Below are 24,229 nucleotides of genomic sequence, written 5' to 3' on the forward strand. Positions count from 1 at the left end.
AGCTGAGCTACGGATGCGTTGCAAAATGGCGGTGAGGGAGGGATTCGAACCCTCGATGCAGCTCTTAACCACATACTCCCTTAGCAGGGGAGCGCCTTCAGCCTCTCGGCCACCTCACCATACGCTTTAAAACTCTTGACTTAAGCTCTAGAATTGAAACTTTCACCTCAAAACTTTTTGAACCTTTACTTCTGAATCTTACTCAGAAGCTTTTCTTAAAGCTCGTCGTCGTTGCGATGGCGCACATATTACTTTCCCAGCCTGATAAGTCAAACAATTTTTCGCAACTTTTTTCCGTTTGAATACTTTGCGCACATAATGATGAGATTAACATCTAAAAGTCTGTTTTATCGACAGTGAAACTCCCTGAGATCCGTAAAAATTGATGGAAAAAATTATTCCCTGCTATGACATCATGAATGATGTCTTTTCAACAGATAGAAAATAAAAAGATGTGGGAAAATAGAATTAAGGTAACGAAAAAAGATAAACCATGTGTTCATTAAGAAAGGGAGGAAGTAGAGTAGCGCCCAAGTTTAAAAAAAGCATGGACGCCATTCTTGAATTAAAAAGTTGTAGGCTGAGACTTCTCTGCCTGAATCCGTTGATAAATTTCTTCACGGTGAACAGAAACTTCCTTGGGTGCATTCACACCAATTCGAACTTGGTTGCCTTTAACTCCCAGTACTGTAACTGTTACCTCATCGCCTATCATGAGCGTTTCACCAACTCGACGAGTCAGAATAAGCATTCTTTGCTCCTTGAAAATTTAAAAGAGTCGGGTCTCTAGGTTTCCCCGCTATTATCCATCAAACACCGTGAAAACGTAAAGCTATGATATCTACTTAAAGTATAAGCAGTTTTGAACACATTTCCTATATCTATAGGATAGCTAAAATATAAGTATGTGCCCAACGTTTCAACAATTTCACAACAAAAAACATTTGGCACCACAAAAAGACAGTTTCATGGTGCCACTACTATCACGGCAATATTAACTACAACCGCAATGTTACCCACTCTTCTACACTAGCTAATGCGGAAGGAAGAGCTGCTACATCTGTCCCACCAGCCTGAGCTAGATCAGGACGTCCTCCTCCTTTACCTCCAACTTGTTGGGCAACAAAAGAGATTAAATCACCCGCTTTTATTCTAGCAGTCAAATCCTTTGTTATACCAACAATTAGGGAGACTTTATCACCAGTCACAGTAGAAAGCACAATAATTGCGGATCCTAATTGATTTTTCAGATCATCAACCATCGTTCTGAGCATTTTCGGTTCAACTTCACCCAACTGTGTCACCAGTAGACGAATACCTTGGATATCTTTCGCTTGGTTAGCTAAAGAAGAACTTTCTTGAGCTGCCTGCTGAGATTTCAACTGTTGCAACTCCTTCTCCAATTGTTTCGTTCTATCCAGCGTCGTTTTCACCTTCTCACTCAGACTGCTGATATCCCCCTTCATCAAATGAGCTATATCTTGCAATAATTCAGTTTGCTGATAAATAGAATTCAGTGCAGTTTGCCCTGTAACTGCTTCAATACGGCGGATCCCAGCGGCTGTGCCCGATTCACTGATAATACGAAACAACCCGATATCACCGGTACGACTTGCATGAGTTCCACCACACAACTCAGTAGAAAAATCGCCCATGCTCAATACACGTACTTGCTCATCATACTTTTCACCAAATAGTGCCATAGCACCCTTGGCTTTTGCTGTTTCCAAGTCCATTAATTCTGTAACAATTGGTAAATTTTTGCGAATTTCTCCATTTACCAGATTTTCTACTTGACGAATTTGTTCTGGCTTCATCGCTTCAAAATGGGAGAAGTCAAAACGCAGATACTTATCATTTACCAAAGAACCTTTCTGAGAAACATGCTCTCCCAGAATTTGACGCAATGCTGCATGTAATAAGTGAGTAGCAGAATGGTTCAAACGAATTGTATCTCTGCGCACTGCATCAACTTTGGCATCAACTGTACCATTAACGCTCAGACTACCATTTGTCAATTTACCAATATGACCAATTGCCTGACCATATTTCTGGGTATCAACAACTTCAAATGTACTTTCACCGCAGGAGAGCTTACCTGTATCCCCGACTTGTCCGCCTGATTCAGCATAGAAAGCCGTCTTATCAAGTATGACGATCGCTTCTTCGCCAGCATGAAGTTGCTCAACTGGCTCTCCATGGTGGTAAATCGCCATTACAGCCGCTTTCTGAGAGTTATGTTCATAACCAGAAAAATCGCTGTGGCTATCAACTTTGATCACTTCATTGTAATCAGTACCAAAACCACTGGATTCACGAGCACGACGACGCTGACTATCCATTGCAGTCTCAAAGCCCGCTTCATCAACCTTGATATTGCGTTCACGACAAACATCCGCAGTCAAATCAAGAGGGAAGCCATAGGTGTCATATAAGCGGAAAGCAGTTTCACCATCTAAGGTATCACCAGACAGTTGCGCCAGTTCTTCATCCAGTAATTGCAGGCCACGTTCCAAAGTACGGGCAAATTGCTCTTCTTCTGTTTTTAATACCTGCTCAACTAATGACTGTTGACGTTGCAGTTCCTCACCTGCTGCCCCCATAATTTTGATCAATGGAGCAACCAACTTGTAGAAGAATGTCTCTTTAGCTCCCAACATATTGCCATGACGGATAGCACGGCGAATGATACGGCGAAGCACATAACCCCGGTTCTCATTCGATGGAATAACACCATCGCAAATCAGGAATGAGCATGAACGGATATGGTCAGCAATAACACGTAGGGATTTATTAGTGAGATCAGTTGCACCCGTCACTTCTGCTACTGTAGCGATCAGATCACGGAACGCATCAATTTCATAGTTGGAATTCACATGCTGCAATACCGCAGCCAAACGCTCCAAGCCCATGCCAGTATCAACGGAAGGTTTTGGCAAAGATTCCATTGTACCGTCTGCATGACGGTTAAACTGCATGAAAACGATATTCCAGATTTCAATATATCTGTCACCGTCTTCTTCCGGACTACCTGGAGGCCCACCCCAAATATGTTCACCGTGATCGTAAAAAATTTCTGTACAAGGACCGCAAGGGCCTGTATCCCCCATTTGCCAGAAGTTATCTGACGCATAAGGAGCACCTTTATTATCGCCAATGCGAATAATTCTTTCTGCTGGAACACCGACTTCTTTGCTCCAGATATCGTAGGCTTCATCGTCTGTCTCATAGACAGTCACCCACAATTTCTCTTTTGGCAGATTGAACCACTCTGCTCCTGTCAGCAATTCCCAAGCGTATTTAATCGCATCTTGCTTGAAGTAATCACCAAAACTGAAGTTACCCAACATTTCAAAGAAAGTGTGATGACGAGCGGTATAACCAACATTTTCTAAATCATTGTGCTTGCCACCAGCACGAACACAGCGCTGAGCCGTTGTTGCTCGAGTATAAGGCCTTTTATCCAACCCAAGAAAAACATCTTTGAATTGGTTCATTCCCGCGTTGGTGAACAACAATGTTGGATCATTGGTTGGCACCAGCGAACTACTTGGTACTATTTGGTGCCCTTTAGTGTGAAAAAAGTCAAGAAACGCTTGACGGATCTCAGCGGTGCTTTTGCTCATAATTGTCCCGAAATCAAGCTGAAAAAACAGAATTATGGATGGTTGAGGTGGTATATCTCATCACCATTTCAACTCACGAACACATTAAAATAGGGTTAAGATAGAGTGTCTTCCATAAGAAGTAAAATCCCATATAAATCCATTCGCTTTTCAGCATTGTAATTCGTCTGGGCATTTTCTGAAAGTCTGTTTGTCAGACCAGTTTCGATGCAATCGTTTCCAATCGTATTTATTCCTACATAAAAGCAAAAACCACACCCAAACGGGATGTGGTTTTTGACGGAAACAATTTGTGCTCACAAAGTGAAAAGTGATTAAAACTCTTCGTTATTCACTTCTTCGACGTTGTCTTCATAATCAGTGACATAATCAGAAGCAGCGCTACTGAATCCACCTGCATTATTCAACAGCAATTCACGCAGTTTTTTATCCAGTTCAGACGCAACTTCCGGATGCTCTTTCAGGTAAATTGTGGCATTAGCTTTACCCTGACCAATTTTATCACCGTTATAGCTGTACCATGCACCCGCTTTTTCCACCATTTTGTGTTTAACACCCAAGTCGATAAGCTCACCATAAGTATTAATACCTTCACCATACAGGATTTGGAATTCAGCTTGTTTAAAAGGTGCAGCAACTTTGTTCTTAACCACCTTCACACGAGTTTCGCTACCGATAACCTCATCGCTGTTTTTCACAGAGCCAGTACGACGGATGTCCAAACGGACAGATGCATAGAATTTGAGTGCATTACCACCGGTTGTAGTTTCTGGATTACCAAACATTACACCAATTTTCATACGAATCTGGTTAATAAAGATCAGTAATGTATTGGAGTTTTTCAGGTTTCCTGCCAGCTTACGCATAGCCTGGCTCATCATACGAGCCGCCAGCCCCATATGTGAATCACCGATTTCACCTTCGATTTCTGCTTTTGGTGTCAACGCAGCAACAGAGTCCACTACAATAACATCAACGGCACCAGAACGTGACAAAGCATCACAAATTTCTAACGCTTGTTCACCAGTATCAGGCTGAGAACACAATAAGTTATCAATATCCACACCCAATTTTTTGGCATAAACCGGATCAAGGGCATGTTCAGCATCAATAAAAGCACATGTTCTGCCTTCACGCTGAGCAGCAGCAATAACCTGAAGGGTGAGCGTTGTTTTACCGGAAGATTCAGGCCCGTATATTTCAACAATACGCCCCATTGGCAAACCGCCCGCACCTAAAGCAATATCTAGTGACAGTGAGCCAGTAGAAATGGTTTCAACATCCATTGAACGGTTTTCGCCCAGACGCATGATAGAACCTTTACCAAATTGTTTTTCAATTTGGCCCAGTGCCGCTGCTAGTGCTTTTTGTTTGTTTTCATCGTTAGCCATGTTTACTCCTTCGTAAGCAATGAAGTGAAGGGGCTGCCTCACTGCTGATAAACTGTTTCTGATACCATGTTTATATAATCAAAGTGCTGAAACCAATTATACTGTATAATCATACAGTATCAAGTTAATTTTTTATGATTTCTTCCAGCAATGTTTTTAAAGAAAAAATAACTGACTGGAGCCGTACAGCGTAACGATCACCAGTAAAAAGCCGACGATATGATTTCGTGTATATATTTTCACCATCACGAACAGCAAACCCAAAATAGACTGTACCTATTGGTTTTTCTTCACTGCCACCGTCTGGCCCTGCTACGCCACTGACTGAAATAGCAAAATCTGCTTTAGCGGCTTCCAACGCCCCTGAAGCCATTTCTTTAACAACCTGCTCACTGACTGCGCCAAACTGAGCCAGAGACACATGCGATACTCCCAGCATTTCATGCTTGGCATCATTACTATAAGTTACAAAACCACGATTAAAATAGGCTGAACTGCCAGCAATATCTGTGATCGTCTTAGCGATCCATCCCCCTGTACAGGATTCTGCACAGGTTATGGATAATTGTTTCTGGCGTAACCTTTTCCCAATTTCAATACTAAGCTGATTCAGGATTTTTTCATCCATAGTACGCCTTTAACTCTATAAGAAATTAATTTTTCCGAAGCAGATCCCAAATCCATAACCCGCCGATTGCCAAAGAAAATAAGATACCAAACCCAATACCTATAGCAATGACGGACATTCCTGACATGATGGAAATTAAGTACAACCCTAGCATAATCAGCATTGCGCTGTTTTCACCAAGATTCTGTACCGCAACAGCTTTACCGGCTCCCATCTCATGTTTCCCATGTTCCTGCAACAATGCATTCAATGGCACGACGAAAAGACCACCGAACACACCAAGCGTAATCAGGATTAAGTATGAATGCCATATTGATTGTTGAATAGCAAAAATGATAACAATAACACCGATCAAAATTCCGGCAGGCATACAGTGACGCACAGTTTTCAATGTAATAAACCTTGCAGCCAAACCCGCGCCTACAATAATACCAATCGCAACAACTGCATTCATTAAGGTCGGCGTTGTATGACCTTCAATTCCCAGAACGATAGGGACCCATGCAACCAACAAAAAGCGAAGAGTAACACCCGCTCCCCAGAACAGGCTAGTTCCAACTAAAGAGAAACGGGTTTCCGAGTTTCGCCAAAGGGCGGAAGTCACAGCAATAAAATCCACCAGCATTGCTTTGAGAGCCCAACCTTTCCCCTGACGGGCTGCCGCTAAACGAGGAATATAGATATTGGCTATCACAGCTGCACCATACATGAAGGCGCATAACCCTAATGAAAGAAACAGACTGAAATCAGAGAGAAAACCACCGGCTACAGAACCAATCAGAATCGCTGCAATTGTTGATGCTTCCATCATGCCATTAGCTTTGACCAGATGCCTACCATCAGTCAATTCGCCCAAGATTCCATATTTAGCAGGTGAATAAGCTGCTGCTCCAATTCCCACAAGGGTATATCCCAGAAAAGGGTTCATATCAATGCAGATACTGATAGCACCCAGTAATTTGATGCCATTGGAAAAGAGCATAACCCGGCCTTTCGAAAACCGATCAGCAACTTGCCCCACAAAGGGAGCAAGTACAATATAAGTCAGCACGAAAACAATTTGTAGGGCTGGCAGGCTCCATCCCGGATAAGACTCAGCCTTCAATTGAGCTAATATAGCGAAGAATAGTGCATTATCAGCAAAAGCAGACAGAAACTGGGATAATAAAACTGCCTTCATTCCTCGACTTAACAATGGTTGTGTCTCCACAATCCCATTCATTTCCTTACTCCTGCTCTGCCATTTCTCTTAATGTGACAAAATCAGGTTTGCCACTGCCAAGTAAAGGTAATTGCTGCACATAGCGAATATCGCGTGGAACTGTCAGTTCAGGCATGCCAATTTCGCGTGCAATAACTAACATCGCATTTCTGTTCAGAACCGTATCTGTCGTGAACAGCACCAGAGCTTCACCTTTACTGTAATCGCTTCTGGCTGTTGCTGCATGCAGAGCATCCGGTGAGATCCTTGACGCAATTTGCTCTACAGCTTCAAGAGAAATCATTTCACCTGCCAATTTAGCAAAACGTTTCACACGCCCTTTAATCGTACAAAAACCCTCTTCATCAATAGAGACAATATCACCTGTATCATACCAACCAAGCTGTAGATTCCCTTCAATATCTTCTGCTGCGGGTGGTTCAAGACGATCCGGAGTCTCAACCCGCAGATAACCTTTCATGATATTCGGGCCACGTAATTGCAGACGTCCGCCCTCTTCAATGCCTGGCACAGGCAGTAAACGCGCTTCCATACTCGGCAAAATCCGTCCAACTGTACCTACTTTGGCAACCATCGGGACATTAATTGCCACAACAGGAGCACATTCAGTCACGCCATAACCTTCCAGAACACGGATACCAAATTTATCCTGCCAAACACATTTGGTGTTTTCTGACAGTTTTTCTGCACCTGCAACGACATAGCGCAAGCGGGCAAAATCATAAGGGTGGGCAAAACGGGCATAGTTACCCAGGAAAGTTGAGGTTCCGAACAGAACCGTACAGTTTTGGTCATAGACCACTTCAGGAATAACACGATAATGCAGTGGATTTGGGTAAAGGAATACACGGCTTCCCGTCATCAAAGGGGTAAATAACCCGACTGTCAGCCCAAAGGCATGAAACAGGGGCAAAGATGACATAAAGCGATCCTGTGGAGTAAAGTCTGCTATCGTTTTAATTTGCTCAACATTAGCTAATAAACTGGCATGACTATGCACAACCCCTTTTGGTGCACCTTCAGAACCAGAAGTAAACAGGATCAGCGCCTCATCTTCTGGTTTCTGTGAAGGCAGAATTGCTTTGGCTGGGAAAATTAAGTGCCAGAATATCCAAAGCCTATCGTCCCATGTGATGGTCTCTTTCAGATCTTCAAGATAGATCCAATTCGCTTCTGTTACCTGCTCAGGCAAATGGGTTAACTGCCCTTTTTCCAGAAATTGACGAGAAGTTACAATGGATTTGATTGTCGCCGCTTGTATGGCATTTTTAACACCACTGATTCCCGCCGTATAGTTCAATAAGGCCGGAACCCGTCCTCTCAGCGATGCACCGTATATAGCAGCCGCCATAACAGTAGCATTAGGCAGTAAAAATCCTATTCTTTCACCTTCCTGAGTAAAACGTTCTAAGATCCGACTGACTGCCAATATTTTTTTCAGTAGCGTGTGATAACTATCTTCTTTCAGTGCAATATCTTCAATACAGGATTTAAAACGACCAAAACGCTTTTGAGCTGTCAGATAAGCACTGAATAACGTCTCTTTCGGACGTGTCTGCATTCTCACATCCATCATGACAGCATGTAGTTTTTCTCCCGCCAAACGGCGACGTAGTGACGAATCTGGAGCATCAGGCATCGGAAAATCTATGGCAGGTAAAATCTTGATGGTAATTTTGGGGAACCAATGAAGTTTCATAACACCTTTCAAACGCCCAAAGATACTTTGTTCTGCACCATCAATACGGATAGGCACGACTTTAGCATCTGACTTGGCTGCAATGAACGCTGCACCATCATAAACTTTCATCAAAGAGCCCGTTACCGTGATCCGGCCTTCAGGGAAAATTACAATAGGCCGCCCATTATCGATCTCTTTAACCAGCGTTCTAATTGCCATCGGATTCGTTGGATCCAAAGGAACAACATCCGCATGGGGTTTAATAAATTTAAGAAAGCTCCGTGTCGCAATATTAGAATAAATGGCAAATACGGGTTTCACCGGCAGAAAAAGCCCAATTAGAAGACCATCCAAAAAGGAAATATGATTGGGAGTAATAATACATTTGGGGTGTTTGAGATGCTTATCATCACCTTCTACTGTAACTCTAAAGAGCACACGCACAAGTAATCGCAGAAACTTTAAGAGCATATCCATATCTCAATCCATATCTCAATATAATTAAATAAAATTAAAGTGAGTAATAAGTAGAGTGATACTATAAGAGGTATAAATGATCTGAGATATAGAATTTATTACTCATATAAAAAATAAACGTAAAAATAAAAAAATATATCAAATTATCTGTTTGTATTGCCTCAAAATATAACTTTTTATATCAAGGACAGTATTTTCTATTGGTAAGGTAGCATCGACAATAAAATGTGCACATTCACGATATAGTGGTTCTCTTTCTGCCAACACTCCGGCTATTTCTTCCGTTATAGATTTCCCAGTCAGGCTAGGGCGCTGTGAATTTTCTGGATTATGAGATAACCGCTCTATCAGAACTTCTACCGGGGCTTGCAGATAAATCACAATGCCATTTTGCCGCATATGCTGCCGATTCTCGGCGGCTAATACCATTCCACCCCCTGTAGAAATGACCCAGTTTTTCTGGCTGACAGCTTTTAATGTTTGGCTTTCCAACTTCCTGAAATAGTCCCAACCACGTTGCTCAACGAGGTCAGCAATAGTCATCCCACATGAAATCTGAATATTTTCATCGGTGTCAACAAATTTATACGCTAACACTTCAGCCAACAAATTACCTATTGTCGTCTTCCCTGCACCACGTGCACCTACGATAAATAGAGTTTGCTTCATTGTGTTGTTTTTCCTGAAGGTCTGAGCCATTAAAGTTGAATACAAAGTATAGTAACCAATTGTTTACACTTTCGTAAAAATATATTTTTACCACACTATTATTACCACATTAAAAGCCACACTTAATGGTAAGTGTGACTTTTTCTGATTTAAAAATTACTAAAACAGGATATCGCCATTAACGACGGGTAAGGTAATCTCCGTAACCGATCCATTTATAAGTCGTCAATGCATCCAGTCCCATTGGACCTCTGGAGTGTAGTTTCTGGGTACTGACAGCAACCTCTGCCCCTAAACCAAACTGGCCGCCATCAGTAAAACGTGTACTGGCATTTACATATACAGCCGAAGAGTCCACATGACGAATAAAATAGTCCGCATGCTGTAAAGATTCTGTCAAAATAGCATCCGAATGGGCTGTACCATAAGTACGGATATGTTCAATAGCTTTATCAATATCGCTGACAATTTCTACATTCATATCCAATGATAACCATTCATCGCAATAGTCTTTTTCTGCCACTTCAAAAACGTTTGCCGGGCCATCTTTCAGTAATGCCATAGCTGACGCCCCTGCATGCAGTGTTACCTCCTGCTCTTTCATTCTGACACTTAATACCGGCAGAAAGTCAGCGGCTATCTTCTCATGCACCAAAAGAGTTTCCAAAGCATTACAGGCGCTTGGGCGTTGAACTTTTGCATTGGTGATAACTTCCAACGCTTTTTCGAAATTCACATGTTCATCAACAAACGTGTGACAAACGCCAATTCCTCCAGTGATAACCGGAATAGTGGACTGTTCTCGGCAAAGTTTATGCAACCCGGCGCCACCTCTTGGGATCAGCATGTCGATATAGCGATCCATTTTCAATAATTCGGCAACCAGTTCACGATCAGGTTTATTAATCGCTTGAACCGCCGCGGCAGGTAAACCACTTTGTTCTAATGCCTGTTGGATCACTTTTACCATTGCCTGATTGGTATGATGGGTTTCCTTACCACCACGTAGTATCACGGCATTCCCTGTTTTCAAGCATAATGATGCGACATCAATAGTAACATTGGGACGAGCTTCATAAATTACGCCAATTACACCAAGGGGAACACGGCAACGGCTCAATTGCAAGCCATTATCCAACAGTTGTCCATCCATCACCTGCCCCACAGGATCAGCCAAGCGACAAACCTGACGCACATCATTAGCAATCGCTTTCAACCGTTCAGGGGTCAGCAATAACCGATCAAGCAATGCCTCATTCATACCCTGTTGACGGGCTTGTTCCATATCGTGCTGATTAGCAACAAGGATCTCTTCTGTTTCCTGCTCAAGTAAATCAGCAACATGACTCAACACCTGATTTTTCTGACTGGTGCCCAATTGAGCCAGTTGCCATGATGCTGCTTTAGCTGCTTTTCCCATCTGCTCTAGCATGGTGGAATCCTTAACTTACGATCATATCATCACGGTGCACAGCAACTGCACCATATTCATAACCCAATATCTGGCAGATTTTCTGTGAATGGTGACCTGCAATCAAGCGTAAAGCGTCACTGTTGTAACGGCATACACCATGGGCTAACTTCTTGCCGGATAAGCTACAGATGCGGACAACTTCACCGCGGGAAAAGTCACCTGCAACACTTCTTATCCCTTTCGGCAATAAGGAGCTGCCTTTCTCAAGAATGGCGGATTCTGCACCATCATCGACAATGATTTCTCCCGCAGAAGGTGCACCGAAGATCCAGCGCTTACGATTTTCCATCGGACTGGTCAAGCCATGGAAACGTGTACCAACCGATTTGTCTTCAATCACATCAGCAACGACATTGGCTCTATTGCCCGCAGCAATAATCACATCAATTCCGGCACGACCTGCAACACCTGCGGCCTGAAGTTTTGTTGCCATACCGCCAGTTCCAAGACCTGAAACGCTGTCCCCGGCCATCATTTTGAGTTCATCGCTGATATCGTGCACTTCACGAATAAGTTCCGCATCAGGATTATTACGGGGATCGGCAGTATATAGCCCTTCAATGTCTGTCAGAAGTAACAATTTATCCGCACTACCCAGAATTGCCGCCAAAGCAGAAAGATTATCATTATCACCCACTTTGATCTCTGCTGTTGCAACTGCATCATTCTCATTAATGATAGGGATAATCTGGTTATCAAGTAGTGCATGAAGTGTATCCCTTGCATTCAGGAAACGTTCACGATCTTCCAGATCTGCTCGGGTTAACAACATTTGGCCGACATGAATGCCATAAATGGAGAAAAGCTGCTCCCATAATTGGATCAACCGGCTTTGTCCTACAGCAGCAAGCAACTGTTTTGAAGCAATTGTCGCCGGCAGTTCTGGATAACCAAGATGTTCCCGGCCTGCGGCAATGGCACCGGAAGTTACAATAATAATACGGTGACCTTTCTCATGTTGCTGCGCGCATTGCCGAACCAACTCCACCATATGGGCACGATTTAAACGACGGGAACCACCAGTCAGTACACTCGTCCCCAGTTTTACAACCAATGTTTGACTGTCATTCATCATATTCCTGCCATTACCATTTATTTGAAAAATAAATAAGACACAATAAATTAAAAAAAACAGAGCTCAGTTTTAGCAGGAGAGAAGCGTCATGCCAACTGGCATAACGCAAAATTCAAAAAAAGTTGATTTATACCCTTAATTATCAAGTTGACTTCTTATTGATTCCATTTATTTATGATCCTGATATAACTTAAGATTTATCGGGTATAAAACAAATTCATACCAAATTTAGATCTGAGGAGTGACAGTGTTGTCGGATGGAATTAGCGTCAGTTTGAAGGTATCAAGAGAATCGGACAGACGTTTGTGAAACGCCTGCAATGTTGATTCAAGATGCTTAAGATCAGCTTCTTTTTTGATACTCATTGGTTGCCACTCACCATGTTTATCAAATAGACCTATCCGATAGTTATAGACAAACCCTTTTTCCTGTAATTCCAATTCTAACCACCATCCCCAAAACTCTCGTTTTTCTGGTACTGCTTTTGCACTCACGCAGACAGCCAGACAATCAAAAAAGAAGTAATCATTTTGGCATTTTAGTTCGCGTAAGTAGGGTCCTAATGCAGAAAAACTCTTTAATAACTTATTTCTGGAATAACTTGCGGGTACAGTCATACAAAGGCCTCCTTTATAAACAGAAGCACATTTGTATCAAATGATTAAAAAATTTCAACTATTAAATTTAAGTTTAGTCAACTTTATCTTTCAACCATACACTTGATTCGTGTAATGCTTTACTGAAACCACTGTAGACAGGCGTTGACGGAATTGCCAATAAAGAACCATCCATTGATGATCTAGCAATAAGTTTTGAGTCTTCTCTTGGACTGAAAATATCATCTTTCCAATATACTGAAAACATTGGCACAGAACAGCGACGCCCCAGTAATCCTTGATTTTTCAAAGAATAACAGCTCAGCTCTAAACGCAGAGCAGCTTCATCAACATGGTAAACGCCCAGACGACTTGCAAGTACATCTTTGTACATTGACGGAATTTTCTGCTGCAACTTTTCATCATGCAACAGTTCATGAACAACCGGGCTGACCACAGCCACTCCCTTAATAAGATGAGGCTCCAGATACGCGAGACGAACAGCAATATTGGCACCAAAACGAAAACCAAAAATGCCCACTCTTGTATGGTCAATCCACGGAACAGTTTTTAATTGTTGCAATATTTGTTGATGAAGAGCGCAGGTATCCTGTGTCAATGTAAACTTGGCTGAATAGCCTACAGAGGGCATATCCACTGTCAGCATTGCAAAACCTAGCGGTGAGAAATGTTCCCGAAACAATCGCCAGCAATCACTTTGCAGGCTATCAAGGCTGGCACAAACAAGTATTGTCGGACACGGTTCCTGAACATCTGGAGGAATATGCAGTAAACCAGTAACGGTTTTACCTTCTTCTACCTGAAATTTCAGTTTTTTCAACTGATAATCAGAGAAATGTGCTGCATTTTCATAAGCTTTATTAGCCATGGCAACAGCCTGATCTGCTAATTCGTCACCACGCAGATGGGGATACGCAGCAATGCTGTATAACATTGAAGCTTTTAACCAACACTCACTGGCTTCAGATCCCTGTTCAGCATGCTGTGCTTTCTGCTGCCAGAACATGGCCTGTTGTGACCATTCAAAGGCCCAATTCCCTTTACGATAGCCAACCACTGTGTCCAATAAATGGTCATGACTGCGTTCAGCATCTGTCACCGCAATCCTGCTGAGAACATCTTGAATTTCCAGCGGATTGATCCCCCTCCAGATCCAAGCAAGCCAGTTAATCATGCGATACCAGCGTTCCCGGCGCTCTCCACTGAATACTTTATTACTGGCATCAATCACTTGTGGACAAACGTATTTTACCAATGTAGAAGTTTCCCGCTGTTTAACCTGAGGTTTAAACAGCGATTCTGAAAGGTTATGTTTAGTCATGGCAAAAGAAATTTATTACTGCTTATCACAAAAATACCCAATAGATTTCGAGTTGCATTGCAGTAGCAAGAGAAAAATCCCCAGACGCACAGGTAACTATATGACTGGGGTAGCTATGAAGAATAGCGCAACCAATTAAAGAACAACTTGCAAGATAAGAGGTATAGTATAATTATTATTCACAGATAGGTGGGATAAACATTACGCCCATATCCCACGGCTGTTCAATCCATGTGTTTTGAGGAATATCAACCACATAATCATCCACTAATGGGCGGCCAGCAGGTTTGGCAAAAATCGTCACAAAGTGCGCTTTTGGATACATCTCACGGATTGCTTGAGCAGTGCTTCCGGTATCAACCAAATCATCAACGATAATAAAGCCTTCTCCATCCCCTTCAGCTTTTTTCAATACCTTTAACTCACGTTGATTATCATGATCATAGCTGGAAATACAAACTGTATCCACATGACGGATCCCCAGTTCACGAGCCAATAATGCTCCGGGTACAAGCCCGCCACGACTTACAGCAATAATACCTTTCCATTGCTCTGCGGGAAGTAAACGTTGTGCCAGTTTACGGGCATGTATTTGCAACATATCCCACGTTACGACATATTTTTCGCTCATAAAATTTGATCCTGGAAACTAAGAAAATCTCAGAAAAGAGTTTGATTATTGCGGAATAAAGGTTGCGCGAGATTATAGTGAGTTAGGCAAGTAAAAACCAGCAAAAACAAGGAATATCCTGATTGCGCATTATTCACAAGAAAATGGTATTCTCAGAAAAGAGCATAGACACTGGGGCAGCTCAAGATGATAAAAGCCCCTAGATGTCAAACATTATATATTTCCCATTCCATCAAGATGCAGTTACAGGAGATCTGACGTGTCCGAATTATCAACACTATCCCCTCAGCCATTATGGGATATTTTTGCTAAAATTTGCTCCATTCCACACCCATCCTATCATGAAGAAGAACTGGCCTCTTACATCATTGAATGGGCCAAAAACAGAAATTTCCATGTTGAGCGCGATAAAGTCGGTAATATCCTGATCAGAAAACCGGCCACAAAAGGCATGGAAAACCGCAAGGCGGTTGTGCTTCAAGCTCATCTTGATATGGTTCCTCAAAAAAATAATGATACACAACACGATTTTACGAAAGATCCTATCCGTCCTTACATTGATGGTGACTGGATAACGGCTGAAGGTACAACATTAGGGGCAGATAATGGTATTGGTATGGCTTCCGCCTTGGCAGTACTGGCAGATGAATCTGTCAAACACGGCCCGCTGGAAGTTTTACTGACCATGACTGAAGAAGCAGGTATGGATGGTGCATTCGGCCTTCAACCCGGCTGGTTGCAAGCTGATATTCTGATAAATACTGATTCAGAAGAAGAAGGTGAAATCTATATGGGGTGTGCGGGGGGTATTGATTTTGTCTCAACGATAACACTCTCCCGCGAATCTCTGCCAGCAAACTATCAAACTCTGCAACTAACACTGAAAGGCTTGAAAGGCGGCCATTCTGGTGGTGATATCCACTTAGGATTAGGTAACGCTAACAAATTATTGGCTCGTTTCCTTGCTACACATACAGAAGAACTTGGCCTGAAATTGATTCACTTTCAAGGAGGGACACTGCGCAATGCTATTCCTCGTGAAGGTTCTACTATCATTGCCGTGCCAACAGAGCAGCACCAAAAGCTACATCAATTAAAAGATGATTATTTAGAAATATTGAAAAATGAATATGCGGTTGCTGATACGAATTTGACTCTCTTATTGGACGAAATTGAAACTTCATCACCAGCATTGACAGCAGACTGCCAGTCTCGTTTTATCTGTATGTTAAACACCATGCCTAACGGTGTTATCCGTATGAGCGATGTCGCTAAAGGTGTTGTAGAAACATCCCTGAATGTAGGCGTTGTTAATATGGAAACAGACAGAGTGGAAATTATCTGTCTGATCCGTTCATTAATTGAAAGTGGTAAAGACTATGTTACCGAAATGCTGAATTCTCTGGCAAAACTGGCTGGCGCAGAAACAACAGCAAGTGGTGGTTATCCTGGCTGGCAGCCGGATGCCAATTCTCCGGTTATGCATTTAGTCCGCGAAACTTATCACCAATTATTCGACAACATGCCGAATATTATGGTGATCCACGCAGGTCTGGAATGTGGGTTGTTTAAAAAACCGTATCCAGATATGGATATGGTCTCCATTGGCCCAACCATTCGTGGCGCACATTCACCTGATGAAAGGGTTCACATTAAGAGTGTTGGTCAGTATTGGCAATTGCTGACTGCTATTCTGAAATCAATTCCGGTGAAAGAGTAATGTCGGCATTCCCCTGCTCACAAGCAGGGGAATATTCTTTCTTACTCGCTTTCCCCCATAACAGGCAGCATTACCATTCCAACAATAACTGCCGTTCCAGTTGTGGATTCTGTAATGTCACATGCAGACCAACTAACCGAACACCCCGGCCTTCTCTGCGAGTGTCCCAAGCCTGTCTGGCAATCCTAAGCAGATCTTGTTTATCTAATAGAGGATGAACATGTTCCTGTGTCGTCAGTTGAAAATCATCAAATTTTAATTTAATACCCTGACGAGCAATACGGAGATCAGGCTTAACCTTTCCCAACCGCTTTTCCAGTTCAGGGTAAAGTTGTTCAATCAATTCGGCACATTCACGCCAATCATGAATATCCTGCGCCAGTGTTTTTTCTACACCAACAGATTTACGTAAGCGCTCAGGCTTGATTAAGCGCTCATCAATACCATGACAACGCTGCCAAAGCGCTAAGCCAAATTTCCCTAATTTTTTTATTAACTCTAACTTGTCATAGCGTTGCACATCCACACAGCTTTCCAAACCCATCCCCGATAATCGATTAGCCGTTACTTTTCCCACGCCGGGAATTTTGTGCAATGGTAAAGATTTCACAAACTCTTCAACTTGTTCAGGAGCAATCACATACTGACCATTGGGTTTATTGATATCTGATGCAATTTTGGCCAGAAATTTAACGGGTGCAACACCTGCTGAAGCAGTTAGTTGCAACTCCTCAAAAATGACCTGACGAATCTCTTTAGCAATTAACGTAGCGGAGCCATAACAATATTGGCAATCCGTTACATCCAGATAAGCCTCATCCAGAGACAGCGGTTCAATCAATTCGGTATAACGGGAAAAAATCTGGCGGATATGTTGAGAAACTTCTTTATAAAACGCCATACGTCCTGAAATCACTTTCAATTGAGGACAAAGTTTCAAAGCCATTGAGGTAGACATAGCACTGTGTACGCCGAAACTGCGGGCAGGATAATTCGCTGTACTGATAACACCTCGCCTGTCAGCACTGCCACCAACAGCAATAGGAATATCGCGAAGTGATGGGTTATCCCGCATTTCAATAGCAGCAAAAAAGCAGTCCATATCAATATGAATAATCTTGCGCATCTGATCTCTCCACGACAAGAAACTGTATAAATATACAGATACAAATCATAACGCGCTACTTTTTTTAACCATTTTTATCATACAGGCAAATATCAACCTGCATTTCACTATTATTATCTATCTAAATTATCTGTCTAATAAAAGATTTATTTCAAATAACAGGTTAATCAAAATAATTTATTACTTACTTTCATCAGAACAAAAAACAGATTGTAATTTGGGGTCATGATTCCAACTTATTGATAGTGATGAATGTTCAGATAATACCCAATAATTCGGTCATGCATTTCTATGGATACATAACCTGAAAATCAAGCGTCAGAAAGTCACCTGGGATAATGACTATATGCTGAAAGTTCTTACGATGGGCTTTTCAGCAGTATAAATTAGCCCCGTTTTCCCTGGTTCGAATCATGACCGACGTGAAACATTAACGGTGGTTGGAGATCATATTTTTATCAAATGTCTGTCACAATTGCTTAGTTCAGATTAAATTATTATTGGGTAGTTTAATATTTAAAATATTTATTCCTTCTTATGCGAATTATTATAAACAATCCAACTCTAACCATAATTTCAATCGCATGACACTCAATAATGAACTCCATAAGCATTTTTTTATTACTAATACCAATGACTTCGAATGCTCTTTTTAAGTGAGTCTGTACAGTACTGTTTTCTATAGATAATAACCTTGCAATATCTTTGATAGACGTATTTAACGTAGAAAGGGCAAGGCACTCTATTTGCCGATAAGACAATTGATGTCCTAATATTTGATTGATTAAATTATATACCTCAATATTTTTTATATCAAAAACTGGAGAATATGATGAATTTGTCAATTGTAAAATAATATTTTTTATATCAGTCTTTGTGTGATAATGGATAATTTTCCCATCAGTGAAAACAATTTTTGTTGTTCCCCGATAATTAACCTTTTTTCCGGTTGCAGAAATTGAATAAAACTCACCAAGATGTTCTCCTTCAATTTCCCAATCAATAATAATATCTCTATTGTGAGCGCTGATATTGTTTTCTCTGTATACTAAATAAGGAAAAGCCCTGTACCAAATTTTCAATAGTGTTATAAAAGAATCAATGCCAACTGAAGTTCCGGTAGGGCTTTCAATAATTGTATCATTATCCATCATTTTTATTGATTTATCTGTGGGATTTTTTAGAACCCAAACTTCGTGCATAAAATACTTGGCATTAGATATATTTTTTTCTCTTTGTTTAGTAGTCATAAAGTTATACCTGGCAGATTTGACAAACTAATAAGTGCTATTTTTCAAAAGAGCGGTTAGTTGCTATAACAGGCATCTTTTCTACCACAGGGAAATACACTATGTCCTATACACTATGTCTTATACACAACTGACTGAAACAGAAAGATACCATTTTCCCAGTTTAAAAAAAGCAGGTTGTTCACATCTTTTTATTTCCGCGTCACTCAATCGAAATTCACACCTGCCATCAGTCGGGAGATGAAGAGAAATCAAAATAAATCAGGCAATATTTTCCAAAGAGAACTGATTTTAATGAATTAACTGATCAGAAAATAAATTTTATTGTAAACCGCTTAAATGATTACGCCAGAAAAACACAGCATGCTAAAACACCAAATGAATTATTAAGGAAATACAAGCACGTTTACTACCAGATTAACAATGTTGTACTTATTATGTAATCTCACCGAATCTAAATATAATTAAAGTAATTTTGGTACTGTATTACACAATGCAGTACCATTTGGTTATTATCACTATTTGATCTATTAATTTAGATAATTTTATCTTCACCCATTTTTAATTTTTCAAAAAAATAGAGTAGAAGGGCACAAGAAAACGCAGATAAAACACTATAGTCAAACACACTTTTTAATAAGCCGGTTGTTGCCATTGCGATGGCAAAAATTAATAACAGGATTGCACTTATTAGTGCACTTTCTTTGATTTTAAAGCCTACCATTAGGCATATTGGTAAAATGATTTCCAGAAGAGTAACTCCCCAGCCCAAAATGGGTATCATAAAATCAGGTGCCCAAGGGTTTAAACGTTTAACAACGTCAAGGAATACCGTGAAGTTACCCCATGTAATTTGCTCTTCACCATATCCACCATGAAAACCCAGTCTGTCAGCAACTGCGACTAGAAATGCAATAGAAAGTGAGTAACGTGCGATTAACATTGCATATCTTAATTGATTTCCACTTAACATAGGATTTCCTTTAGTCTTGAAACTATCATGTCTTATGAAAATAATATTCATAGAATATATTATTTAACACATCAACTAAGTTGCAAATAATGGAAATTTACTACCCATTATCTCCAATGCTTACTGCTATTCTATTCAAGGCATTCATGACTGATATAGCAGCAGTCAGATCAACAATTTCTTTTTCTGAAAAAACCTCTTCTAAACGTTTTCTGATAGGGTCAAGATTTTTTTTCTTAATGCTTGTTGTTAGCGCTTCACACCATTCTAATGCCAATATTTCTTTTGGACTATAGATATTGGAATTAAACCAGCCTGGTAACTTATCGAACTTTTCCTCTTTTATACCTAGCTTACGCCCCATTTCTGCATGGAGCCTACAACAGTAAGCACAACCGTTAATTTGTGAGGTTCGCATTTCAACTAAAAGAATAAGCGAGTGATCTAATTCAGTTTTCTGTATTTCATCATAACTTTTATACAATGGGTTTATTATATTAGGGGATATTTTTGCGTAATTCATTATAACCTCTGTTTACTATTTTATAAAATGAAAATATAAAATACATTCTCTTTATATATTATTGTAACAGATTTATAGAAAGATCATCTTGTGAAATTCGACCACTTCTTAAAAGTAAAGAGATAGAAAATTGTAAAAAGTCATTTGAAATTAATGACTCAACATTTTCAAACCAAGATTGAGAGTTTTTTGCTGCTATATGTAAATTTAATGATTCATTTTGCCGGCGCTGTTGGTAATGTGCAAGGTTGGTCAGATCTAATCTATTGCATGATCTTAAATTTTCCGCTAGTGCAATTGCATCTCCTATTGCTAACTTTGTTCCTGAGCCGATAGAAAAATGTGTAGAATGAGCAACATTTCCTAGCAAAACTTTCTTATCGTGATACCAAATTTTGCTTACGGGAGAAACAAAACGACGCCAATAGATTTTTTTTCTAAATATATCATTGAATTTTAATGGATGGCCATGTAAATGTCGGTAAAAAGTTTTTTCCAAAAAATCTATTGTTTGCTTTTTATCCATATATAAAAATCCTGTTTTTACCCAGGTTTCATATGAACATTCAACAATAAACGTAGAACAATTTTTCTCAAACTTGAAACAATGTGCCCAAAACCAACCTGTTTCTGTTTGTTCGAAAATAAAATTAAAGGTATTATTAAAGAGTTGTGAAGTTCCTAACCATAAATATAAATTATTTCCTTCATGAAGTACTGTATTAAATTTATTTTCTAATTGATTTCTTATTTTACTGTTGGAACCGTCACTTATAACCGTCAGATCAGCGGAGAGCTTAATAAGATCTTCATATTTTAATGAAATATTATAATGTATTTTGATACCAATATCCTGTGCTCTTTTTCTCAGAATATTGACCATATTTAATCGACTGATCGCAAGAAGTTGTTGCCTAGATGAGCGGATTATCTTTCCTCTAATGTGAATATCAATATAATTTAACGTTAAAACATGAGACCTGAGTTGTTCAACAATAATAGGATCAATTTTGGCTAATTGTTGTAAAATTGATTCAGAAAGTGTAAGCCCCCACCCGGTTGTAACGTTTGGTAGGTGACGTTCATATATAACAATTTCATGATGGTGATTATGCATTTTTGTAAGAATGGCAAACACTAATCCGGCAGGGCCTGCACCAATACATTGTATTTTCATTTATTTTCTTCCCAAATTATTTAAATTTGAAAGATTCAGATACATCATTGTAAGCCATACGCAACACGTTTAATGTTGACTAAGTGTTTCCAGATGATCGGATCAGTCGTATGGGTGCTGCCAAAAGTTCCGCTACCTTGCATAAATGATATAGGGAGCTCAGTTGTTTCTCCAAGCATGCCATGTGTTGCCGCAGTATTCACCAAAATCCTCCCGGCAGGCATAACGAGCGAGAATTGATGAATTTCATCGGGATCTTCACTATGTATTACGGCTGTATGACCAGCGCCTTCTTTACAAATTAACGAATAAGAGAGGTCAATACCATTTTCTTCATTGGCAGTATATAACGTTAATATTGGTGCCATTTTTTCATTGCTGAGAAAATCATATCTCCCTAATTCAGCGGGTATAACAAGCAATTTAATTGGATAATTGCGCGATATATGAGCTTTTTCTGCCAATGATGCGGCATTAAGGCCAATATTTTCCCGATTCAGATATTGGGTCTCTTGGTTAAATAACATTTGGATAGCTTGTTCAATTTCACTGGCTGTCAAGATAGCTGCACCATCTGCCTCTAAAGCTATGATCAGGTCATTTCTACAGGCAGGATGTGTTATAAGATTACTTTCTGAGCCACAAACAATACCATTATCATACATTTTTCCCTTAACAATATTGGCAGCAGCTTTTTTGATATTAGCGGATCGCCCAATATAAACCGGGACATTGCCAGGCCCCACACCAAATGCTGGCTTACCTGAACTGTAAGCTGCATGGACTATTGTTTTCCCCCCTGTAGCAAGGATCATATCTACACCAGGGTGCTGCATTAACATATGAGTTTTATCGTGACTTGGCGGTGTACAAACCTGAATCAATGAAATCGGCAAACCATGGGAAACAATAGTCTGTTGTACTAACTGAATAAATTCACTGGCTAATTTATCTGTTTTGGAGGGATAGCTGAAAATGATAGCATTGCGAGTTTTGAGAGAAAGCATGATTTTGAAAAGTGAATTTGGAATTGGATTGGTTAATGGAACAACAGCAAATATCAATCCTACCGAACTGGCATATTCAATGAGTCTTTGGCTGCCATCAAGGCGACCGTAGGTTTTGGTGCCATATAATCCTTTAAATACTTGATTAACGACTAATGCTAATTTGTGTTCTTTATCATCAGCATTGCCGATATGTGTTACAGCAAGCTCTTTTTCGGCCCATTGACGGCAGCGGGAGGAAAAGATTTTAGCTAAATCGTGCAGAACATTATCAATCTCTTCATCTGAGCATTTTTCAATCTCTTTTTGAGCCTCCCTTCCCTGGTAAATTAATGTATCTATATAAAGAGTTGTTTCAGCTTGGTGATCAGAGATATTAATATTTTCTTTTTTTGTCATGATATTATCCTCAATATTGTTTATTTTATAAAGTTACCAATTGATAGGTTGACGAGATGCATAGAAATGCCCATGTTGTGTTCTGTCTTTATCTAAAGCGAGCCAAACAGCAGTATCAGCACCGTCAGCAGCAGAATTAGGGGCTTGTCGTGAATCAATTTGACTGTCTAGAGTGGTTCTGCACCAACCTGGGCTACATACACTGACAGAGATATTCGAATCGCGCAGCTCTTTGGCCCATTGTAAAGCAAGCATGTTTAAGGCTGCTTTAGAGGTGCGATAGGCCGGACCTTCAACCTTGTTGTATTTTGAATGGGGATTAGCGGCTTGAGATAAGGCAGCCAGATCAGTAGATATAAAAATCAGCCTGGCTTCTTTTGAGCGTTGGAGTAAAGGTAAAAATGCCTGAGTGACAAGCCAGGGACCGATCAAATTGACCTCTAGAGTGTTATGAATACTATCCAGAGATGTTTCGCTGGGTTTTTGAATTGAATCCAAAAAGATTCCTGCATTATTGATAAGCACATCAATAGTTGTATTATTACTAAGCATTAAATTTGCAGCAGATTTTATAGATTCTTGGTCCGTAACATCCAAATGTAATAGCTCGGCAGTAATTCCCAGTTGGGTTAATTGTAAAACGCTTTTTTCAAGAGCTGATATATTACGACCTGAAAGTATGACCCGGTGGCCTCGCTCACCTAATTTTTCTGCTATTTTAAACCCAATACCTTTATTAGCTCCTGTAATTAAACATGTTTTATTCATCTTAATTTCCTTCTTTAGTTATGATTAAATCATTCTCAGGAATACAGTCTCTAATTTTTCTCTTGAGTTTTTTTCCTGTTACGCCCAGGTATTTATTGGCAGATTCATACACAATATTATCTATTAATGGCCATTGTTTTTTTCGGTTATAATAATTAATTTCCCGTAGTAGCGTGGTTGGGGATATTCTGTATTCTGCTTTTAATTCGACGATAGCGGTTATCTGTTGAGTGCTATCAGGCATAGAAATTGAGACGATGCTGATATCAAAAATACTATCAATGTTTTTCAACAGCCATTCTTCGCATTGAGTACTATAAAGTGGACCATCAGGAGTGTTAATCCAATCTGATGTACGATCAACGTGGTAAAAAAAACCGTCGCGTGTACGGTAAACTAAATCACCGGTTAACCAATAACCATTCATCCGATTTTTTTCAGTCATCAAGTGGTTATTAATTCGGTGTTCAAAT

Annotated in this window: 21 protein-coding genes, 1 tRNA gene and 1 pseudogene; 2 read left to right on the forward strand and 21 right to left on the reverse strand. The window is 40.3% G+C overall.

Annotated features, from left to right (window positions below):
- Nucleotides 1-26 precede the first annotated feature (26 nt).
- The 13 genes from ABLA85_RS15950 to gpt all read right to left on the reverse strand — a co-directional run bounded on the left by ABLA85_RS15950 (nucleotide 27) and on the right by gpt (nucleotide 14,813).
- A tRNA-Ser gene (locus ABLA85_RS15950) sits at nucleotides 27-119 on the reverse strand.
- Between the two features lie 446 nt (nucleotides 120-565).
- Nucleotides 566-751: a carbon storage regulator CsrA gene (csrA, locus tag ABLA85_RS15955; protein WP_010845367.1), complete on the reverse strand. Its 186-nt coding sequence runs from the start codon at nucleotides 749-751 to the stop codon at nucleotides 566-568.
- A 247-nt stretch (nucleotides 752-998) separates the two neighbouring features.
- Nucleotides 999-3,626, reverse strand: coding sequence for an alanine--tRNA ligase (gene alaS, locus ABLA85_RS15960; protein WP_367965366.1), 2,628 nt, complete (start codon nucleotides 3,624-3,626; stop codon nucleotides 999-1,001).
- A 314-nt stretch (nucleotides 3,627-3,940) separates the two neighbouring features.
- Nucleotides 3,941-5,017, reverse strand: a complete 1,077-nt coding sequence (gene recA / locus ABLA85_RS15965; RefSeq protein WP_367965367.1) for a recombinase RecA — start codon at nucleotides 5,015-5,017, stop codon at nucleotides 3,941-3,943.
- A 124-nt stretch (nucleotides 5,018-5,141) separates the two neighbouring features.
- Nucleotides 5,142-5,645, reverse strand: coding sequence for a nicotinamide-nucleotide amidase (pncC, locus tag ABLA85_RS15970; RefSeq protein ID WP_367965368.1), 504 nt, complete (start codon nucleotides 5,643-5,645; stop codon nucleotides 5,142-5,144).
- A gap of 25 nt (nucleotides 5,646-5,670) precedes the next feature.
- The gene (lplT, locus tag ABLA85_RS15975; protein WP_367965369.1) at nucleotides 5,671-6,867 is read right to left on the reverse strand and encodes a lysophospholipid transporter LplT; all 1,197 of its coding nucleotides are present in this window, start codon (nucleotides 6,865-6,867) and stop codon (nucleotides 5,671-5,673) included.
- Nucleotides 6,868-6,871: 4 nt separating this feature from the next.
- Nucleotides 6,872-9,019, reverse strand: coding sequence for a bifunctional acyl-ACP--phospholipid O-acyltransferase/long-chain-fatty-acid--ACP ligase (aas, locus tag ABLA85_RS15980; RefSeq protein WP_367965384.1), 2,148 nt, complete (start codon nucleotides 9,017-9,019; stop codon nucleotides 6,872-6,874).
- Between the two features lie 144 nt (nucleotides 9,020-9,163).
- A complete protein-coding gene (gene aroL / locus ABLA85_RS15985) occupies nucleotides 9,164-9,694 on the reverse strand; it encodes a shikimate kinase AroL (RefSeq protein WP_367965370.1) in 531 nt (176 codons plus the stop codon).
- A 178-nt stretch (nucleotides 9,695-9,872) separates the two neighbouring features.
- On the reverse strand, nucleotides 9,873-11,126 hold the full coding sequence (proA, locus tag ABLA85_RS15990; RefSeq protein ID WP_367965371.1) for a glutamate-5-semialdehyde dehydrogenase: 1,254 nt from the start codon (nucleotides 11,124-11,126) through the stop codon (nucleotides 9,873-9,875).
- Nucleotides 11,127-11,136: 10 nt separating this feature from the next.
- Nucleotides 11,137-12,243 (reverse strand): glutamate 5-kinase, encoded by a 1,107-nt coding sequence (proB, locus tag ABLA85_RS15995; protein ID WP_367965372.1) that lies wholly within the window; start codon nucleotides 12,241-12,243, stop codon nucleotides 11,137-11,139.
- A gap of 228 nt (nucleotides 12,244-12,471) precedes the next feature.
- Nucleotides 12,472-12,861, reverse strand: coding sequence for a sigma factor-binding protein Crl (gene crl / locus ABLA85_RS16000; protein WP_367965373.1), 390 nt, complete (start codon nucleotides 12,859-12,861; stop codon nucleotides 12,472-12,474).
- Nucleotides 12,862-12,934: 73 nt separating this feature from the next.
- Nucleotides 12,935-14,182: an esterase FrsA gene (frsA, locus tag ABLA85_RS16005; protein WP_367965374.1), complete on the reverse strand. Its 1,248-nt coding sequence runs from the start codon at nucleotides 14,180-14,182 to the stop codon at nucleotides 12,935-12,937.
- A gap of 175 nt (nucleotides 14,183-14,357) precedes the next feature.
- Nucleotides 14,358-14,813, reverse strand: a complete 456-nt coding sequence (gene gpt, locus ABLA85_RS16010; RefSeq protein WP_367965375.1) for a xanthine phosphoribosyltransferase — start codon at nucleotides 14,811-14,813, stop codon at nucleotides 14,358-14,360.
- Nucleotides 14,814-15,072: 259 nt separating this feature from the next.
- Between gpt and pepD the strand changes: the two genes are divergently transcribed.
- Nucleotides 15,073-16,533 carry a beta-Ala-His dipeptidase gene (gene pepD, locus ABLA85_RS16015; protein WP_367965376.1) on the forward strand — a complete coding sequence of 487 codons (1,461 nt, stop codon included), beginning with the start codon at nucleotides 15,073-15,075 and terminating at the stop codon, nucleotides 16,531-16,533.
- A gap of 70 nt (nucleotides 16,534-16,603) precedes the next feature.
- Here pepD and dinB read toward each other — a convergent pair whose 3' ends face one another.
- Both dinB and ABLA85_RS16025 read right to left on the reverse strand, forming a co-directional pair.
- Entirely contained in the window at nucleotides 16,604-17,659 is a 1,056-nt protein-coding gene (gene dinB, locus ABLA85_RS16020) for a DNA polymerase IV (RefSeq protein WP_367965377.1), read from the reverse strand.
- Nucleotides 17,660-18,168: 509 nt separating this feature from the next.
- Nucleotides 18,169-18,909 carry an ester cyclase gene (locus tag ABLA85_RS16025; RefSeq protein ID WP_367965378.1) on the reverse strand — a complete coding sequence of 247 codons (741 nt, stop codon included), beginning with the start codon at nucleotides 18,907-18,909 and terminating at the stop codon, nucleotides 18,169-18,171.
- Nucleotides 18,910-19,169: 260 nt separating this feature from the next.
- On the opposite strand from ABLA85_RS16025, the pseudogene ABLA85_RS16030 reads away from it, so the two are divergent.
- A pseudogene (locus tag ABLA85_RS16030) lies at nucleotides 19,170-19,330 on the forward strand (IS30 family transposase); the annotation flags it as partial.
- 114 nt (nucleotides 19,331-19,444) lie between these two features.
- Here the strand turns inward: ABLA85_RS16030 and ABLA85_RS16035 are convergent.
- From ABLA85_RS16035 to ABLA85_RS16060, 6 genes are all read right to left on the reverse strand, one after another.
- Nucleotides 19,445-19,882: a MauE/DoxX family redox-associated membrane protein gene (locus ABLA85_RS16035; RefSeq protein ID WP_340621014.1), complete on the reverse strand. Its 438-nt coding sequence runs from the start codon at nucleotides 19,880-19,882 to the stop codon at nucleotides 19,445-19,447.
- A 100-nt stretch (nucleotides 19,883-19,982) separates the two neighbouring features.
- Nucleotides 19,983-20,405 (reverse strand): carboxymuconolactone decarboxylase family protein, encoded by a 423-nt coding sequence (locus ABLA85_RS16040; RefSeq protein ID WP_367965379.1) that lies wholly within the window; start codon nucleotides 20,403-20,405, stop codon nucleotides 19,983-19,985.
- 58 nt (nucleotides 20,406-20,463) lie between these two features.
- Nucleotides 20,464-21,582 carry a hypothetical protein gene (locus ABLA85_RS16045; protein ID WP_367965380.1) on the reverse strand — a complete coding sequence of 373 codons (1,119 nt, stop codon included), beginning with the start codon at nucleotides 21,580-21,582 and terminating at the stop codon, nucleotides 20,464-20,466.
- Between the two features lie 44 nt (nucleotides 21,583-21,626).
- Complete coding sequence (locus ABLA85_RS16050) at nucleotides 21,627-22,988, reverse strand: aldehyde dehydrogenase family protein (RefSeq protein ID WP_367965381.1); 1,362 nt, start codon at nucleotides 22,986-22,988, stop codon at nucleotides 21,627-21,629.
- 33 nt (nucleotides 22,989-23,021) lie between these two features.
- The gene (locus ABLA85_RS16055; protein WP_367965382.1) at nucleotides 23,022-23,756 is read right to left on the reverse strand and encodes an SDR family NAD(P)-dependent oxidoreductase; all 735 of its coding nucleotides are present in this window, start codon (nucleotides 23,754-23,756) and stop codon (nucleotides 23,022-23,024) included.
- Between the two features lies 1 nt (nucleotide 23,757).
- A partial coding sequence (locus ABLA85_RS16060) for a hypothetical protein (protein ID WP_367965383.1) occupies nucleotides 23,758-24,229 on the reverse strand: 472 nt, incomplete at its 5' end.

This window comes from Xenorhabdus sp. SGI246 (assembly GCF_040838225.1).
GTDB classification, from domain to species: Bacteria; Pseudomonadota; Gammaproteobacteria; order Enterobacterales; family Enterobacteriaceae; genus Xenorhabdus; species Xenorhabdus indica.

Bases quoted from the DNA above. Each gene is read 5' to 3' on its own strand.
- crl (WP_367965373.1), bottom strand. From the start codon at position 12,861: ATGACTGTACCCGCAAGTTATTCCAGAAATAAGTTATTAAAGAGTTTT.
- csrA (WP_010845367.1), bottom strand. From the start codon at position 751: ATGCTTATTCTGACTCGTCGAGTTGGTGAAACGCTCATGATAGGCGAT.
- gpt (WP_367965375.1), bottom strand. From the start codon at position 14,813: ATGAGCGAAAAATATGTCGTAACGTGGGATATGTTGCAAATACATGCC.
- alaS (WP_367965366.1), bottom strand. From the start codon at position 3,626: ATGAGCAAAAGCACCGCTGAGATCCGTCAAGCGTTTCTTGACTTTTTT.
- ABLA85_RS16045 (WP_367965380.1), bottom strand. From the start codon at position 21,582: ATGAAAATACAATGTATTGGTGCAGGCCCTGCCGGATTAGTGTTTGCC.
- dinB (WP_367965377.1), bottom strand. From the start codon at position 17,659: ATGCGCAAGATTATTCATATTGATATGGACTGCTTTTTTGCTGCTATT.
- ABLA85_RS16050 (WP_367965381.1), bottom strand. From the start codon at position 22,988: ATGACAAAAAAAGAAAATATTAATATCTCTGATCACCAAGCTGAAACA.
- proA (WP_367965371.1), bottom strand. From the start codon at position 11,126: ATGCTAGAGCAGATGGGAAAAGCAGCTAAAGCAGCATCATGGCAACTG.
- ABLA85_RS16035 (WP_340621014.1), bottom strand. From the start codon at position 19,882: ATGTTAAGTGGAAATCAATTAAGATATGCAATGTTAATCGCACGTTAC.
- proB (WP_367965372.1), bottom strand. From the start codon at position 12,243: ATGATGAATGACAGTCAAACATTGGTTGTAAAACTGGGGACGAGTGTA.
- aroL (WP_367965370.1), bottom strand. From the start codon at position 9,694: ATGAAGCAAACTCTATTTATCGTAGGTGCACGTGGTGCAGGGAAGACG.
- frsA (WP_367965374.1), bottom strand. From the start codon at position 14,182: ATGACTAAACATAACCTTTCAGAATCGCTGTTTAAACCTCAGGTTAAA.
- ABLA85_RS16025 (WP_367965378.1), bottom strand. From the start codon at position 18,909: ATGACTACTAAACAAAGAGAAAAAAATATATCTAATGCCAAGTATTTT.
- ABLA85_RS16055 (WP_367965382.1), bottom strand. From the start codon at position 23,756: ATGAATAAAACATGTTTAATTACAGGAGCTAATAAAGGTATTGGGTTT.
- recA (WP_367965367.1), bottom strand. From the start codon at position 5,017: ATGGCTAACGATGAAAACAAACAAAAAGCACTAGCAGCGGCACTGGGC.
- pncC (WP_367965368.1), bottom strand. From the start codon at position 5,645: ATGGATGAAAAAATCCTGAATCAGCTTAGTATTGAAATTGGGAAAAGG.
- ABLA85_RS16040 (WP_367965379.1), bottom strand. From the start codon at position 20,405: ATGAATTACGCAAAAATATCCCCTAATATAATAAACCCATTGTATAAA.
- lplT (WP_367965369.1), bottom strand. From the start codon at position 6,867: ATGAATGGGATTGTGGAGACACAACCATTGTTAAGTCGAGGAATGAAG.
- aas (WP_367965384.1), bottom strand. From the start codon at position 9,019: ATGCTCTTAAAGTTTCTGCGATTACTTGTGCGTGTGCTCTTTAGAGTT.